Source organism: Neptuniibacter marinus (genome assembly GCF_001597725.1).
Lineage (GTDB): Bacteria > Pseudomonadota > Gammaproteobacteria > Pseudomonadales > Balneatricaceae > Neptuniibacter > Neptuniibacter marinus.
This window is the reverse complement of sequence record NZ_LUTR01000009.1, coordinates 52,957-67,960: the sequence shown is the minus strand read 5'-3', so window position 1 is coordinate 67,960 and position 15,004 is coordinate 52,957. Positions and strand designations below refer to the sequence as shown.

General features: G+C 43.1%; 16 protein-coding genes. 10 read left to right on the top strand and 6 right to left on the bottom strand.

The features are described 5' to 3' along the window. Positions 1-33: 33 nt before the first annotated feature. Positions 34-762, bottom strand: coding sequence for an arsenical resistance protein ArsH (arsH, locus tag A3774_RS08465; protein ID WP_067866167.1), 729 nt, complete (start codon positions 760-762; stop codon positions 34-36). A gap of 512 nt (positions 763-1,274) precedes the next feature. Here arsH and A3774_RS08460 point away from each other — a divergent pair. The 7 genes from A3774_RS08460 to arsJ all read left to right on the top strand — a co-directional run bounded on the left by A3774_RS08460 (position 1,275) and on the right by arsJ (position 8,419). Then, entirely contained in the window at positions 1,275-3,002 is a 1,728-nt protein-coding gene (locus A3774_RS08460; protein ID WP_067866164.1) for a potassium/proton antiporter, read from the top strand. Between the two features lie 379 nt (positions 3,003-3,381). Further along, positions 3,382-3,729: a metalloregulator ArsR/SmtB family transcription factor gene (locus A3774_RS08455; RefSeq protein ID WP_067866161.1), complete on the top strand. Its 348-nt coding sequence runs from the start codon at positions 3,382-3,384 to the stop codon at positions 3,727-3,729. A gap of 42 nt (positions 3,730-3,771) precedes the next feature. Next, positions 3,772-4,794 (top strand): ACR3 family arsenite efflux transporter, encoded by a 1,023-nt coding sequence (arsB, locus tag A3774_RS08450; protein WP_067866159.1) that lies wholly within the window; start codon positions 3,772-3,774, stop codon positions 4,792-4,794. After that, a complete protein-coding gene (locus A3774_RS08445) occupies positions 4,794-5,810 on the top strand; it encodes a permease (protein WP_067866157.1) in 1,017 nt (338 codons plus the stop codon). Before arsB ends, A3774_RS08445 begins: the two co-directional genes overlap by 1 nt. A gap of 8 nt (positions 5,811-5,818) precedes the next feature. Then, positions 5,819-6,058 carry a thioredoxin family protein gene (locus tag A3774_RS08440; protein WP_067866155.1) on the top strand — a complete coding sequence of 80 codons (240 nt, stop codon included), beginning with the start codon at positions 5,819-5,821 and terminating at the stop codon, positions 6,056-6,058. A gap of 100 nt (positions 6,059-6,158) precedes the next feature. Beyond that, complete coding sequence (locus A3774_RS08435) at positions 6,159-7,169, top strand: ArsJ-associated glyceraldehyde-3-phosphate dehydrogenase (RefSeq protein WP_067866153.1); 1,011 nt, start codon at positions 6,159-6,161, stop codon at positions 7,167-7,169. A gap of 5 nt (positions 7,170-7,174) precedes the next feature. Beyond that, a complete protein-coding gene (gene arsJ / locus A3774_RS08430) occupies positions 7,175-8,419 on the top strand; it encodes an organoarsenical effux MFS transporter ArsJ (protein WP_067866151.1) in 1,245 nt (414 codons plus the stop codon). Between the two features lie 182 nt (positions 8,420-8,601). Here the strand turns inward: arsJ and A3774_RS08425 are convergent, their stop codons facing one another. After that, positions 8,602-8,934 (bottom strand): zinc ribbon domain-containing protein YjdM, encoded by a 333-nt coding sequence (locus tag A3774_RS08425; RefSeq protein ID WP_067866149.1) that lies wholly within the window; start codon positions 8,932-8,934, stop codon positions 8,602-8,604. A gap of 100 nt (positions 8,935-9,034) precedes the next feature. Between A3774_RS08425 and A3774_RS08420 the strand changes: the two genes are divergently transcribed. Further along, a complete protein-coding gene (locus tag A3774_RS08420; RefSeq protein WP_067866147.1) occupies positions 9,035-10,777 on the top strand; it encodes a SulP family inorganic anion transporter in 1,743 nt (580 codons plus the stop codon). A gap of 8 nt (positions 10,778-10,785) precedes the next feature. On the opposite strand, the gene A3774_RS08415 is transcribed toward A3774_RS08420, so the two are convergent. Beyond that, complete coding sequence (locus A3774_RS08415) at positions 10,786-10,962, bottom strand: CopG family transcriptional regulator (RefSeq protein ID WP_067866145.1); 177 nt, start codon at positions 10,960-10,962, stop codon at positions 10,786-10,788. Between the two features lie 171 nt (positions 10,963-11,133). Here A3774_RS08415 and A3774_RS08410 point away from each other — a divergent pair, with 171 nt between their 5' ends. Both A3774_RS08410 and A3774_RS08405 read left to right on the top strand, forming a co-directional pair. Next, positions 11,134-12,387 carry an ATP-binding protein gene (locus tag A3774_RS08410; RefSeq protein WP_067866142.1) on the top strand — a complete coding sequence of 418 codons (1,254 nt, stop codon included), beginning with the start codon at positions 11,134-11,136 and terminating at the stop codon, positions 12,385-12,387. Further along, entirely contained in the window at positions 12,380-12,910 is a 531-nt protein-coding gene (locus tag A3774_RS08405) for a response regulator transcription factor (protein ID WP_067866140.1), read from the top strand. The genes A3774_RS08410 and A3774_RS08405 overlap by 8 nt, the downstream gene beginning before the upstream one ends. 14 nt (positions 12,911-12,924) lie before the next feature. Here the strand turns inward: A3774_RS08405 and A3774_RS08400 are convergent, their stop codons facing one another. From A3774_RS08400 to A3774_RS08390, 3 genes are read right to left on the bottom strand one after another with little or no spacing between them, the layout of a single operon-like run. Continuing rightward, complete coding sequence (locus A3774_RS08400; RefSeq protein WP_067866137.1) at positions 12,925-13,593, bottom strand: energy-coupling factor ABC transporter permease; 669 nt, start codon at positions 13,591-13,593, stop codon at positions 12,925-12,927. A 32-nt stretch (positions 13,594-13,625) separates the two neighbouring features. Beyond that, on the bottom strand, positions 13,626-14,075 hold the full coding sequence (rimI, locus tag A3774_RS08395; RefSeq protein WP_067866134.1) for a ribosomal protein S18-alanine N-acetyltransferase: 450 nt from the start codon (positions 14,073-14,075) through the stop codon (positions 13,626-13,628). Between the two features lie 4 nt (positions 14,076-14,079). Next, the gene (locus A3774_RS08390; protein WP_067866132.1) at positions 14,080-15,000 is read right to left on the bottom strand and encodes a uracil-DNA glycosylase family protein; all 921 of its coding nucleotides are present in this window, start codon (positions 14,998-15,000) and stop codon (positions 14,080-14,082) included. Between the last annotated feature and the right edge of the window lie 4 nt (positions 15,001-15,004).

The window sequence follows — 15,004 nt, the reverse complement described above, 5'->3', positions numbered from 1 at the left end:
CAAAAACAAGGGGCACAGCCCTAAGCTTCACATTTATAGTGAGCGCTGATTAACCCGCTCACTCACCTGCTCCGCACTTTCTACACGCTCAGAATAACGATCTACAAAATAGTCTTTATTATCGCGTAGCAATAAGGTGAACTTCATCAGCTCTTCCATAACATCCACAATACGATTGTAGTAAGGCGACGGTTTCATCCTATCGTTTTCATCAAACTCTAAGTAAGCCTTAGGCACAGAGGACTGATTAGGTATAGTCACCATCCGCATCCAACGACCTAGCACGCGAAGTTGATTCACAACATTAAACGATTGTGAGCCACCACAAACCTGCATAACCGCAAGTGTTTTACCTTGGGTCGGCCTAACGCCGCCCATATTTAAAGGCACCCAATCCAACTGGCTTTTAAATATACTGGTCATCGCACCATGACGCTCAGGAGAGCACCACACTTGGCCCTCAGACCACATCATTAATTCACGTAATTCTTGTACCTTGGGATGATTCTCATCTTCAGTATCCACCTGAGGTAACCCCTCAGGGTTAAAGATCTTAACCTCTGCACCAAAACACGTTAGTAAGCGTGCAGACTCTTCGATGACTAGCCGACTAAAAGAACGCTCTCGTAACGACCCATAAAGTAATAATACACGCGGGGCGTGTTCACTCGGTGCACTTACGCATTTATCAAATGATGGAATATCCAGTAATTCATCATCTACATTAGGTAAGGTGCCCTTTTCTAGATTTAATTCACTCATATTCGATGCCTTTTAATCTTGCAATCAAATGAACGCTGTACACATAAAATATTGCTTATGAACAATGCTATCACCTGTTCATATTCAATTAGCAATAGTTGTCTGTCCTATAGGACGATTGATCGGTAGTCACGCTTTATACGCATATCATCCGAAAAACGTTTAAAAAACCCACATAATCCATAACAACATATTCGATTTACAGTATATATGGAATATCACATATGCTATAAAATGATTCAAGAGAATAAACTGATAATCATCCACTAAAATTTAGTAAGATAAGGGAACTAACTATCATTCAATAACACTAAGGTTTATCGTCAAAAAGCACCTGTAAAACAGAACCCTGAAGGTCTCTTGCATAAAGTTTTTATAGATACAGGGCGCACCCAAGATAGAGGACACAAAAAAGCACATCAAACGTGGTCTAAGACAATCCATTCTTCTATCTTCCAGAACTAGCTAGCGTCAGCCTACGCGCAAAGTATCAATACACATAAGGAAAGTGCATGACCATCGACCTAACCTATCAATACATTTTCTTATCCGGTCTACTTGTAATGCTATGTGTTGTTGCCAGCGTATTGACTCGTCGTATCGGCGCACCGGTTTTATTGGTTTTCTTAGTATTAGGTATGCTTGCAGGGGAAGATGGAATCGGTGGTATTAAGTTTGACGATTTTAATCTGGCCTTTCTCTTCGGCAATATCGCGCTTGCCATTATTATCTTTGATGGTGGGCTCGCCACAAAAACACAGAGCTTCCGTATCAGCCTCAAACCCGCACTCTCATTAGCCACCGTGGGTGTAATAGCTACAGCGGGTATAACCGGCTATGCCGCGCATATTATTTTGGGTTTACCCCTTCTCGATGGGTTATTAATAGGTGCCATTGTTGGATCGACTGACGCTGCTGCAGTCTTTGGCTTAATAAGAGGCGCAGGTTTAGACTTAAAAAAACGCACAAGCGCGACCTTAGAGATCGAGTCAGGCTCCAATGACCCAATAGCGATCTTTTTAACGATCACCTTAGTGCAACTACTTCAACTAAGCGATAGCGGTAGCGAAGGCTGGACAATTGCGAGCGAATTACTCAGCCAAATGGGCCTTGGTCTAGCTTTCGGCTTTGCGGGCGGCCATATAGTTGCTCAATTACTTAAACGTTTGCCACTTCCATCATCACTCTATCCGCTTCTCGCGTTAGCCGGCGGTATCTGTATCTTTGGTGTAACCAACCTGCTAAATGGCAGTGGCTTCCTCGCGATATTTATCGCCGGCGTAATCATTGGCAATACTCCGCTTATTTATAGTAATGAGATTCACCGTTTTCACGATGGAATAGCATGGTTAAGTCAAATTGGTATGTTTTTGATGTTAGGTTTGCTCATTACGCCAAGCCATATGATACCCATGATCATTCCCGCTATAGCGATCGCCTTTGTGCTTATTTTTATCGCCAGACCTATAGCTGTCGCTATGTCTTTGTTACCTTTTCATTTCCCATGGCGCGAACAGGTCTTTATTGGTTGGTGCGGGTTACGTGGCGCGGTTCCCATTATTTTGGCGCTGTTCCCATCCTTAGCGGGTTTAGAGAATACACAAACCTATTTTGATCTTGTTTTCTTCGTTGTACTTATATCATTGGTACTTCAAGGCTGGACTATTGCGCCTATGGCGAGATGGCTCAAGGTTGAACTTCCCCCGACATCACCTGAGCCAAATTACTTACACCTCACAATCAAACATAACCTAGATAAAGACCTCTTAATCTACCCTATAACAGCAGGAAGCAGCGTTATTGGAACATCAGCTACCAATCTACCCTTAAGTAACACTTGCCAAATGGTGGGTGTTATCAGACAAGGGCTGTTGATAAGTAATACTGAGGAACAGAAACTTATCCCTGAAGACCAAGTAATGATTCTAGCAACAAGTGAGGCAAAATCAGCTTTAGGACGTATTTTTGCGCCAGACACACAATCGCCTCAGCTTAAAGCTAAACGCTTTTTTGGTGAGTTTGCTTTATTACCTAACGCCAAAATGGCTGATTTAGCGAAAGAGTATAGCTTTGAGATCGACCCAATAAGTGCAGAGAAAAGCGTTGAGCAATACTTAACCAAACAGTTCCACGGCACCCCCGTTGTAGGCGACCGAATTCAGCTTGGGTTTGTGCAAATTATTGTAAAGGAAACTGAGGGAGCTCGAATTTCATCTGTAGGACTAAAATTGAGCGTCTAACAAAAGCGATTCAAATCAAGCAAAGGCTTATAGATACGCTTTTTTAGCTTTCCTCTCATCCCCATGTAATTCCAAACATTATCTGCCTCTTAGTTGAAAATAGTCTCAACTCCAATGCTCTGTGCTTGCTATTAAACCTGACGGTTTTATATCCCCAAAGCTATAGACTCTCTTATACACAAGGCTTAATAGACTATAAAAAAGGGATGTTTTACCCAAGTCTACCGACCTGTCTGGAGATCACCCTATAAACGCTTACTACTCCAACACTGGCCATGAGATAAAATTACACTCTTTATTTTATATATATGAATTTTCATATATACTAATTCCCATATATCTTTACTAATCGAGAATCCAACAGGAAACAAAAATATCCATGCAGCCTACTCAGTTTTATAAATGCCTGTCAGACGAAACCCGTCTCCGCTGCCTGCTACTCATCAAAGCGGAGCAAGAATTATGTGTTTGTGAGCTGATGCAGGCATTAGATGAAAGCCAACCAAAAATTTCTCGGCATTTAGCCCAATTGAGAAACTGCGAATTACTGACCGACCGACGCCAAGGCCAATGGGTGTTTTATAGTATCAACCCAGAACTCCCTCCTTGGGCGCTGAATGTATTAACCGAAACGCTAAACAGCAACCCCGCATTTATTGAAGACGATAAACTTCGCCTTCAGAAAATGGGAGACAGGCCTGAACGCACACGTTTATGTTGTATCTAAATGTATTCTGCACACAATAAGCTTTAAAGAAGGAGTGTAATAATGGGAATTTTTGAGCGTTACTTATCTGTATGGGTCGGTGTTTCTATTATTGCAGGCGTTATTTTAGGTAATTTAGTACCTAATTTATTCGAGCTTATCGCTACCCTAGAGTTCGCCCATGTTAATTTAATCGTCGCACTACTTATCTGGATCATGATCTACCCGATGATGGTGCAAATTGATTTTAGCTCTATTAAAGATGTGGGCAAGAAACCTAAAGGGTTAGTCTTGACCTTAGTGGTTAACTGGTTAATAAAACCCTTTACCATGGCTTTTCTAGGCTGGTTGTTTTTTAAAGTTCTCTTCGCTAGCTGGGTAGATCCACAAACAGCAACTGAATATATCGCAGGCATGATTCTGCTAGGCGTTGCGCCCTGCACCGCTATGGTTTTTGTTTGGAGCCAACTCACTAAAGGTGATCCCAATTACACTTTAGTGCAAGTTTCAATTAACGACTTAATTATGATTTTCGCATTCGCACCTATTGCCGGTTTTCTTCTAGGTGTTACCGATATTGCTGTGCCTTGGAACACCCTTCTTCTCTCCGTAGCTCTCTATGTTGTGATTCCGCTGGTTGCGGGAGTATTGACCCGCAGAAGCATTGACAACAAAAACGACCATTCCAAACTTAATACCTTACTGGCAAGTCTGAAACCTTGGTCAATGATCGGGCTACTAGCAACGGTTATATTATTGTTTGGCTTTCAAGCAGAGACTATCCTATCTCAGCCGGAGGTTATCGCTTTAATCGCGATCCCTTTGCTGATTCAAACCTATGGTATTTTTGCCCTTGCTTATTTATGGGCTAAAAAGATGAAGCTTCCTCATAACATTGCAGCGCCTGCTTGCATGATTAGCACATCTAATTTTTTTGAATTAGCCGTCGCTGTCGCAATCTCACTATTCGGCCTCCACTCAGGCGCAGCACTGGCAACCGTGGTCGGCGTGCTCGTCGAAGTTCCCGTTATGCTGAGTCTAGTTTGGTTCGCTAACCGCACTAGACATTGGTTTGGAGAGAACTAATGTTTGCAATATTCACCCAGCTCGCCGACTGGCTAACCTACTCAATTCTTAACTTTTCCCCTGATTCAAAATTAGGTGATGCCGTACACTTTTTTATCGAAGATGTAACCAAGATCTTCGCGCTGCTCATCGTCATGATTTACTTTATTGCGCTCCTGCGCGCGTCGTTAAATATAGAACGCGTTAGAGATTACCTTTCGGGAAAAAACCGTGGTGTAGGCTATCTACTAGGATCAGGTTTTGGCGCGATTACACCTTTTTGCTCCTGCTCAAGCATACCTGTATTTCTTGGTTTTACCTCAGCAGGTATCCCCTTAGGCATCACTATGTCGTTCCTTCTCACTTCACCACTAATTAATGAAGTAGCGATCTTACTACTGATGAGTTTGCTCGGTTGGAAGTTCACTCTGCTCTATGTCGCCATAGGGATCTGCGTAGGCACAATCGGTGGTTTTTTCCTTGATAGCATTAAAGCGGAGCGCTGGTTACAGTCCTTTGCTGCAAAAGCTCTTGCTCAAGGACAGCAAAAGGATCAGCTTCAACATGAAGATACACCTGTAGTTATGCCTGTAGTTATGCCTGTAGTTATGCCATTTTTAGAACGCCATCAATTTGCGAAAGATGAAACTTTCGAGATTTTTGGCCGCGTTTGGAAATGGGTCATTATCGGTGTTGGGTTGGGGGCCGCGCTGCATGGTTTTGTTCCCGACGGCTGGATAGAACAATACCTCGGAGCTGGTCAATGGTGGTCAGTTCCCGCAGCGGTTTTATTAGGGATCCCGCTGTATTCCAATGCAACGGGGGTCATTCCTGTAATGGAAAGTTTAATTATTAATGGCTTACCTATAGGAACAACACTGGCCTTTTGTATGAGTACTGTTGCCGCAAGCTTCCCTGAATTCATTCTACTTAAACAGGTCATGCAGTGGCGACTACTCGCTACCGTCTTTTTCTTGCTACTCGTGTCATTCACTGTGGTTGGATGGCTATTTAATGCATTCTCTTCTTTTTTATAAGGTGATCTATGAAACAGATAAAAGTACTAGGTAGCGGCTGCAAAAAATGCACTAAAACGGCTGAGCTAATCAACAAACTTGCGCTTGAAAAAGGCGTTTCTGTGAATGTAACAAAAGAGACAGATCCGCAAGTTATCATGGCTTACGGGGTAATGAGTACACCTGCCGTCGTTGTAGATGAGCAACTCGTCCACTCCGGCTCGATACCACATACAGAACAAATCCAAGCATGGTTAAGCGAAGGGTGAACCAGCGACGTTAAGCATCGTGCATCAATACAAGAAAGCAGCACATTAACTTCGACACATTTAGCATTAATTTATAGACGTTATTCGATTTGAGGTTTTTATGACGATTAAAGTAGGTATCAATGGCTTAGGACGTATGGGACGGCTATCGTTTCGTGCTGCATTTGATTGGGATGATGTAGAATTTGTTCAATTTAATGATCCTGCGGGTGATGCTGCAACACTCGCTCACCTGATCACCTTCGATTCTGTGCACGGCCGTTGGCACCATGAGGCCCGCGCTGAAGGTTCAGATATAGTTATTAACGACAAACCTATCCATTGTACCCAAAACAAAGCGATCGCTGATACAGACTGGTCCAACTGTGATGTAGTCATTGAAGCTAGCGGTAAAATGAAATCGAAAGCCGCTCTACAAGACTACTTAAAACAAGGTGTAAAACGTGTTGTTGTGACCGCGCCGGTCAAGGAAGAAGGCGTGCTCAATGTGGTTATGGGCGTCAATCAGCACTTATATGACAAGACGATACACTCAATTGTGACGGCTGCTTCCTGCACAACAAACTGTCTTGCTCCAGTGGTAAAAGTTATCCATGAAAAGCTTGGCATAGTACACGGCTCCATGACCACCATTCACGATATAACCAATACGCAAACCATCTTAGATGCGCCCCATAAAGATCTACGTCGTGCTAGGGCTTGCGGCATGAGTCTGATACCGACAACTACCGGTTCTGCAACGGCGATTACTCATATATTCCCTGAGCTTAAAGGGAAACTTAATGGCCATGCGGTACGCATTCCATTAGCTAATGCATCTTTAACCGATTGTGTATTTGAAATCGGAAAATCCACAACTGAGGCAGAAGTTAATCAATTACTCAAAGAAGCGGCCGAAAACGAGTTAGAAGGGATTCTCGGTTATGAAGAGCGCCCCTTAGTATCAATTGATTACAAAACAGACCCTCGCTCAAGCATTATCGATGCCCTATCAACAATGGTTGTGAATGGAACTCAGGTAAAACTTTATGCTTGGTATGACAATGAGTGGGGCTATGCAAATCGTACTGTTGAGCTCGTTCGCCTCGTTGGCCGCTCAGACAAAGAGTAACTGAGATGCAATTACTCGCGCAGCTATCCCCTCAAGTTCGCCAATATATAATCGTCACGGGTAATTATTGGGCATTTACCCTGACCGATGGCGCCTTAAGAATGTTGGTTATTTTGTATTTTTACGGGCTAGGCTATAGCCCGCTGGAAATCGCAATGCTATTCATCTTTTATGAGGTTTTTGGCGTAATCACCAACTTAATTGGCGGATGGCTGGGCGCGAGGCTAGGTCTAAACAGGACCATGAATATAGGTCTCTTTATACAGATAGTCGCTCTCGCGATGCTCCTGGTTCCAACCAGTTTGTTGACAGTTCCTTGGGTTATGGGAGCACAAGCACTGTCAGGTATAGCTAAAGATCTAAATAAAATGAGTGCAAAAAGCGCTATTAAATTATTGGTTCCTGATTCAAAAAGCACTGAAAGCCAGTTATATAGATGGGTAGCTATTTTAACCGGTTCGAAAAATGCTCTAAAAGGTATAGGCTTTTTTCTGGGCGGTGCATTGCTAAGTCTTTTAGGCTTTGCGGGTGCCATATTAACTATGGCCATTGCATTAACTGGCGTATGGATATTGAGCTTAATCAGCCTTAAACAGCATTTAGGAAAGGCCAAAAGCAAACCGAAGTTCACAGCTATATTTTCCAAAAGCAGAGCGGTTAATTACCTATCTGCAGCACGTATGTTTCTTTTTGGCGCACGAGATATATGGTTTGTTGTCGCCTTACCTGTTTTCCTTGCCAATACCTTTGCTTGGGATCATTGGTATGTGGGCGGTTTTTTAGCGCTTTGGGTCATCGGCTATGGCATCGTTCAGAGCCTTGCCCCTAAAATCACAGGAAAAAACAAAGACCTTATGCCTGATGGAAGGTATGCAATTGCTTGGGCATTAGCGCTAAGCATCACACCTGCTATTATCGCCCTTGCCTTAACCTATGACTGGAATGTACAGATCGTTCTGATTAGCGGGTTACTTGCGTTTGGGGCGCTCTTTGCCGTCAACTCTGCCTTACACAGTTATTTAATTGTCAGCTATGCCAGTGGCGACCGAGTGTCACTAGATGTAGGTTTTTATTATATGGCCAATGCGATGGGTAGACTGATAGGCACAGTGCTATCGGGCTGGATTTATCAAGATTTTGGAATGGCTGCATGCTTATGGATATCTAGCGCTTTTATTATTTTAACAGCGCTTATTTCTCTGGGCTTACCTAAAAATCAGACATCAAAACCGTTGCTAAACAACATCTAATACTAAAATATCCCGCCAATTAACAAAAAGGCTAGCCAATATAAACCTGGCTAGCCTTCATCCAGAAAAATGCCATTGCTAAGTCATTTTCCCCTAAGATCGCTTTGCTAAATAATCTCATTCCAAAATCATATGCAAAGAAAATCTAAAAGCAGTCTAAACACGACTCTCAAAAACCATTACTACGCTTTTTTCACAAACTTAGATTTCAGCATCATATCGCCCACACCATCAACCTTACAGTCAATATCGTGATCGCCATCAACAAAACGCTTTATGGATGCTTTCGTTCCGATTTTAAGAACTTGTGATGAACCTTTAACTTTTAAGTCCTTGATTAAAGTAACTTTATCCCCTTCTAACAACGTATTGCCATTTGCGTCTTTAAGAGTCACTTCTTCCTCTTCACCGCTATCATTTGGATTCCATTCATATGCACATTCAGGACAGATCAGCATCTCTTGATCTTGATATACGTAGGCAGACTCACATTTTGGGCAATTTGGCAGACTCATTACGACCTCTCTTAGGGTGAAATTTGGATAATCACTTCTTTTGTCATTACAATTTTATTATAATCACATGATAATAGATTTACTAGAGTGTATACAGCATATGATCGCGATCAGAGATGCCTTTCAAGCGGGACTATTTTCGCATAAAAACTGGTTAAGAAATATTGTTGCTGGAACCATTGTTGGCGTCGTAGCGCTGCCTCTAGCAATGGCATTCGCGATCGCTTCAGGCGTCAAGCCGGAACAGGGTATTTATACAGCCATAATCGCGGGTTTGGCGGTTTCTATTTTCGGTGGAAGCCGATTACAGATCGCAGGCCCCACGGGTGCTTTCATCGTTATTTTGGCGGGAATCACCGCCGAATATGGCGTATCTGGGCTGCAAATAGCCACCTTAATGGCTGGCTTTATTCTTATTGCATTAGGGTTCGCCAAGTTAGGAAGCATTATAAAGTTTATCCCTGACCCTGTTATTGTGGGCTTTACCGCAGGCATCGCTGTCATCATCTGGGTTGGTCAATGGCAGGATTTTTTTGGCTTAGCTAAAGTCGACGGGCAACACTTTCATGAGAAGGCCATCAGCCTCTTCAACTTACTACCCGATTTCCATTTAGCCACGACCGCTTTAGCCATTTTTTCCCTATTTTTGGTTATTATCACAGCACATATACCTGGATTAAAAAAAGTTCCAGGTCCTTTAGTTGCTTTGATTGTTATCACCCTTACCCAAGCAATATTTCAATTCGAAGATGTACGTACTATAGGAACTGCATTTGGCGGGATACCACAAGGACTACCTGAGTTCGAAGTACCCTCGTTTACGTGGCCGCAAGTGATCTCATTAATTGGCCCCGCGTTCACAATCGCGATGCTTGGCGCAATCGAGTCTTTATTGTCTGCGGTGGTGGCTGACGGCATGTCAGGTACACGACACGACTCAAATCAGGAACTTGTTGGCCAAGGTATAGCTAACGTACTCACACCTTTATTTGGTGGGTTTGCAGCAACCGGCGCAATTGCCCGAACAGCAACGAATATCCGTAACGGTGGTAACAGCCCTATTGCCGGTATTGTTCACTCTGCTGTTTTGGTCATTATTTTGGTCTTATTAGCGCCACTAGCCAGTGATATTCCCCTTTGCGTTCTCTCAGCTATTTTGTTTGTGGTTGCTTGGAATATGAGTGAAGTCAGACACTTCACAAAAATCATGACAAAAGCCCCCCGCGCTGATGTTGTTATTTTACTGGTTACCTTTTTCCTTACCGTTTTTGCAGACCTTGTTATTGCAGTCAATATTGGCGTTATTATTGCCACCTTACATTTTTTACGCCGAATGGCTTCCAGTGTGGAAGTGTCTGTCTCTGAATCTAGTGATATTCATGCAGAACTGACCCACTTAGGTACGCAAAAACTTCCTGACTCTGTGCTTGTTTACTCTGTAGAAGGGCCTTTCTTCTTTGGTGCAGTTGAAACACTTGAGCGCTCTCTAGCCAATACTCACACTGACCCGCAATACCTAATTATTCGTTTAAAATGGGTGCCTTTTATCGATGCAACTGGCCTACAAACACTCGAAGAGGTTATTACTGCCCTACAGAAACGTAATGTCATTGTTTTAATGTCAGGCGCGAACAAACGCGTAGAGCGCAAACTCAAAAGAGCAGGAATTATCAGTTTAGTAGGTGAAGAGTACTTTTTTAGTGGTTTTACTCAGGCGATTAGCAAACTGCTTAAAATGAACGACATTAAGCAGGATGACCGATTAATCATGAACAACTTTTTAGACGCTAGCCGCCAATACTTTGAAAATACGAGTAACCAATCTGATGGTAAAAAGGATTAGTCTGAGGTTTAGCTATCATCCTCAGCTTTGCTCAAATAATCAACGCCATGCTGCTCAAGGTAACCTCGCATAAGTTGACGAACAACTTGGGAAGGGGTTAAATCTTGCGACGCACATAATTGTTCAAAAGCTTTCTTTTTTCTTGGATCAAGCAGAACAGTAAAGCGAGCAGTTTTAGATTCCATATTCGTTTCCGTTGGCTGGGTATTATAATTTGATTATAATATCCAGCCAAAAATAAAGGAAGTCTATCACCACAGGAAAAACGACTCTCTATCTCTTTCACCAAGCAAAAACCGCTTAACTGCGACATTTTGCCTCGCCTTACTTAACCCTCTCTGGGGTATAATATCTTTATGGCTAATCATCGCGACAATCTATTACAGCTTTCTTATATTCGTTCAGTCACACTGTTTGGTCAGTGTCTTGCTGTTATCTTTGCTATTTATGGCTTACACGCAGATTTAAATGTTTGGAAAATAAGCTCAACCTTAGGAACGTTAGCCCTTCTAAACGTAATAACCTACGCCCGACTTTTTTCACCTTGGCCGGTTACTGAACCAGAATTTTTTACTCAGCTTATAGCCGAGATGTCATTGTATGGTGCTCTACTATTTCATACCGGTGGCGCAACAAATCCCTTTATCTTTTTATTACTAGTCCCGCTTATAATTGCCTCAGCGACGCTATCTAAACGATATGTGTGGCTTATCGCTCTTATGATCGTCGTTATTTACAGCTCCTTACTATTCTACTACGAGCCCATTTTCAAACTAGGTAACAGCCACCAGCATCGTGTTATGGAGCTGTTTGATATACACATTGTAGGTATGTGGATTAACTTTTTACTGACGGTGTTAGTTATTACTTACTTCATTGTTAGAATGCGACAATCCATGCAACAACAGCAGGAAAAACTGGAACAAGAAAGAGAAAGGCATATCCAAGATCAACAACTATTATCACTAGCAACCATGGCCGCAGGTACAGCACACGAACTCGGCACCCCCTTGAGCACTATGCAAGTGTTACTAAAAGAACTTGAATATGAACACAAGCAAAACCCCGAATTACAAGAAGATCTCCAATTGCTTTATCAACAAACGGAGATCTGTGCCGATCGTCTAAAACAGATGACCCAAAGTGTTAAAGAGGAACATTCGACAACTCAGTGGCTACCGGCAACTGAGCTTATTGAGGACACTTTAGAACAATTGATGGTGCAACGCCCTGAGATCAGCAAGATCTATACAGTAATGGGACTAGGTGACGCACCTTATATCAGCAGCACTACATCACTCAAACAATCCTTACTTAATCTGCTCAATAACGCAGCGGATGCAAACCCCAAAAATCTTCAAATAGAATTAGATTGGGATCAACAACAAACCTACTTCCGTATTCATGATTGGGGACCCGGTATTAGCCTTGAGCAAAGTGATAATTTAGGCAAACCGTTTATTACCACTAAAGGTAAAGGTTTAGGCATTGGCCTATTCTTAACCGCTACAACGCTAGCCCGTTATGATGGTGATGTTCGTTTATATAACCATTCCGAAGGGGGGACATTAACAGAAGTGACTCTCCCAATAAGGAAAAAACATGACTAAGCACTTCCTTATTGTCGATGACGACCCAGCATTTACTCGAGTTCTATCCCGAGCTATGACTCGCCGAGGATTTGATGTTCAAGTCGCACGAAGTGCAGAAGATGCAGCACTGCTGATTGAGAACTGGATACCGGACTTAGCAACTGTCGACCTAAAAATGGAGGGCAGTTCAGGTTTAAGTATTATTCCTCACCTGAAAGAAAAAAATACAGAGATGCGGATTCTAATGCTAACTGGCTACGCCAGCATAGCGACCGCAGTAGAAGCGATTAAACTGGGAGCAACACAGTACTTACCCAAGCCAGCTGACGCTGAACAAATCTTAGCCGCCTTAGATCAAGTGGAAGCCGATGCTGAGCGTGAAGTTCTTGAACAACCCATGTCAGTTAATCGCTTGGAATGGGAACATATTCAGAAAGTACTTAACGAACATGAAGGCAATATATCAGCCACGGCACGCGCGCTAGGGATGCACCGTAGAACCTTACAACGGAAATTAGCTAAACGTCCCGTTAAACGTTAATCACTAAGCAAACCTTATTGATCATCAATATAAGCTTTAGCATCAAAGCCTCTCACCCAATCAGGATGAAAAACCAACATCCCGGTCAAAATAATCCCATTCATCAGCCCCTCAGGAAACATAATAAGCGGCAAATAACGCAGATACTCTAAGAAAACCTTTTCCAGACTGTACACACCATCTAAAACTAACACCGAGCTCGCAAGCAACCCTGCTCCAGCGGAAGATAAACCGGCTCCGAAAAAGCCACAAAGAAAAAGAAAGACAAAAAAGTTCTTACTTAGTTTTTTATCCACAAACCTATGAACGAAACAGGTAATAGCCACAGGGAAAAGAATGGAACACACGCCACTTAAAAACAAACTATCCCAGCTTTCTCTACCGATGATCCCCATACTTAACAAAGCCACAGTCCCTGATAAGATCGCCAGATCCCAACCAAAAATCAGTGTCATCATCGTCACGCCTAAAAAGTGAATCCCTAACCCCGGTGAAATCCCAGCTCTCATCGACCAGAGAACCACCAATAAAACGGTTGCTCCACCCAGCATATGCTGTAAGGTTTTATTATCTAGGAAGACACGCCAAGGGGTATTGCGTAAAGCAAACCCTAAAGCCAAAAGATAAATCGCTCCCCCTAAAAATAACCAAGGAGCCGTTATTAATCCATTAGTGAAACTCATAATATATCTTCATATAAGTGTGCTTAAGATTGTTACAACATTAAACTAAGCAGGATCGCATCTTCTCGAACCGTCGGAGACTCTAAGGAAGCGTAGTAACCTTTGCGCCGACCATCTTCAACAAATCCAAAATCATTATACAACGATCGCGCAGCAAGGTTTGACTCTCTAACTTCTAACATCAAACGCTTTATCTGCTGCTCTTCAAGTAAGGGCGCACAAGCGGCTAACAACTGCTGGCCTAAGCCTTGACCGCGATGATTAGAATCAACCGCTATCTGCAATAACTCAGCCTCATCCAGTATGGTACTCAACAAAACAAACCCGACAAGATCGGGTGCAAATATCCCCAAAGAGATCCCACGCGGATGTTCCAACTGTCTGATAAGTTGCGTTTGAGACCAGCCCCCGACAAAACACTCGTTTTCCAATTGGATAAGTGCCGATAAATTGGCGGCCGTAAGCGGTTGAATAATCGTCATTATGTTATGGAAGCTTTGCTAATAACGGCTGCAGATCGGTCCAAACCTGTTTTTTAATGCCAGGTAACTGCATCGCTTCGGTCAAACTATGACTCGCTATAGCTTTAATACCCGCCCGTACCTCAAAACAGATACCTTTCAACTGTTCCAGTGACTCTTGACGCTCCATTACCATCTGAACGGCGATCTCTCCAAACAATAAAACCGCTTTAACAGGATGCGCCTGCAACTCTTTACTTAACTTATGCTGTACCGCAATAGCGGCCTGTTTATAGCCTTGATCTAAGGTTTTACTTGCAAACATAGGCCAAGGCAGCATAAAAGCTGGCCCTTGTTCACCTTTAAAACCAAGAGCAGCCGCAATCGCTACGGCTAATGCTTGATAATTATCCCCAAAATGCCCTCCTTGGGGAGGTACACTATCAATCACTAATAACTCTCCAACCCTGAAATACGCTAACTTAAATCGTGGCGGCTCAAGATCAGTATTTACCTGAACACTAGAGGCATCATCCTCACTCTCTCCCACCTCAACAGTAGCTAACGAAGAGGTTGATGGTGATAGCGAAGGTGCCTGAACAGAAGGAGGAGAAGGAGCTACTGCTTTCTCAGCAGGCTCAACAACCGTTAGGCCTAAGGCAGCTCTAGCTTGTGACATCCCCTGCTGAGCAGTTGCCACCGATGCGGGACTAGAACCACGGGTTTGAGTTTGAGATGAAGAACTACCGTTAGACGCCCCCTGCTGCCCCAAAGCCGAACGAGCACTTGCGACCCGATCAGACTTAAAAGGAATATCCGGCGCTGGATATCTAAAGTCAGATACCCACTCCGCCGAAGCCGCAGCATTAGGTAATACAGCACAAGGCAGCCAACTAGAGACCCCTAGGGCCTCTAAATATTGATGACGAAGCTGCTCTTGCTCCATATTG

What these genes read in the sequence shown, in the direction of transcription:
- arsJ (WP_067866151.1), top strand. Translation starts at nt 7,175, where the DNA reads ATGCAATTACTCGCGCAGCTATCCCCTCAAGTTCGCCAATATATAATC.
- A3774_RS08445 (WP_067866157.1), top strand. Translation starts at nt 4,794, where the DNA reads ATGTTTGCAATATTCACCCAGCTCGCCGACTGGCTAACCTACTCAATT.
- A3774_RS08420 (WP_067866147.1), top strand. Translation starts at nt 9,035, where the DNA reads ATGATCGCGATCAGAGATGCCTTTCAAGCGGGACTATTTTCGCATAAA.
- rimI (WP_067866134.1), bottom strand. Translation starts at nt 14,075, where the DNA reads ATGACGATTATTCAACCGCTTACGGCCGCCAATTTATCGGCACTTATC.
- A3774_RS08390 (WP_067866132.1), bottom strand. Translation starts at nt 15,000, where the DNA reads ATGGAGCAAGAGCAGCTTCGTCATCAATATTTAGAGGCCCTAGGGGTC.
- A3774_RS08415 (WP_067866145.1), bottom strand. Translation starts at nt 10,962, where the DNA reads ATGGAATCTAAAACTGCTCGCTTTACTGTTCTGCTTGATCCAAGAAAA.
- A3774_RS08410 (WP_067866142.1), top strand. Translation starts at nt 11,134, where the DNA reads ATGGCTAATCATCGCGACAATCTATTACAGCTTTCTTATATTCGTTCA.
- A3774_RS08455 (WP_067866161.1), top strand. Translation starts at nt 3,382, where the DNA reads ATGCAGCCTACTCAGTTTTATAAATGCCTGTCAGACGAAACCCGTCTC.
- A3774_RS08435 (WP_067866153.1), top strand. Translation starts at nt 6,159, where the DNA reads ATGACGATTAAAGTAGGTATCAATGGCTTAGGACGTATGGGACGGCTA.
- A3774_RS08405 (WP_067866140.1), top strand. Translation starts at nt 12,380, where the DNA reads ATGACTAAGCACTTCCTTATTGTCGATGACGACCCAGCATTTACTCGA.
- A3774_RS08425 (WP_067866149.1), bottom strand. Translation starts at nt 8,934, where the DNA reads ATGAGTCTGCCAAATTGCCCAAAATGTGAGTCTGCCTACGTATATCAA.
- arsB (WP_067866159.1), top strand. Translation starts at nt 3,772, where the DNA reads ATGGGAATTTTTGAGCGTTACTTATCTGTATGGGTCGGTGTTTCTATT.
- A3774_RS08440 (WP_067866155.1), top strand. Translation starts at nt 5,819, where the DNA reads ATGAAACAGATAAAAGTACTAGGTAGCGGCTGCAAAAAATGCACTAAA.
- A3774_RS08400 (WP_067866137.1), bottom strand. Translation starts at nt 13,593, where the DNA reads ATGAGTTTCACTAATGGATTAATAACGGCTCCTTGGTTATTTTTAGGG.
- arsH (WP_067866167.1), bottom strand. Translation starts at nt 762, where the DNA reads ATGAGTGAATTAAATCTAGAAAAGGGCACCTTACCTAATGTAGATGAT.
- A3774_RS08460 (WP_067866164.1), top strand. Translation starts at nt 1,275, where the DNA reads ATGACCATCGACCTAACCTATCAATACATTTTCTTATCCGGTCTACTT.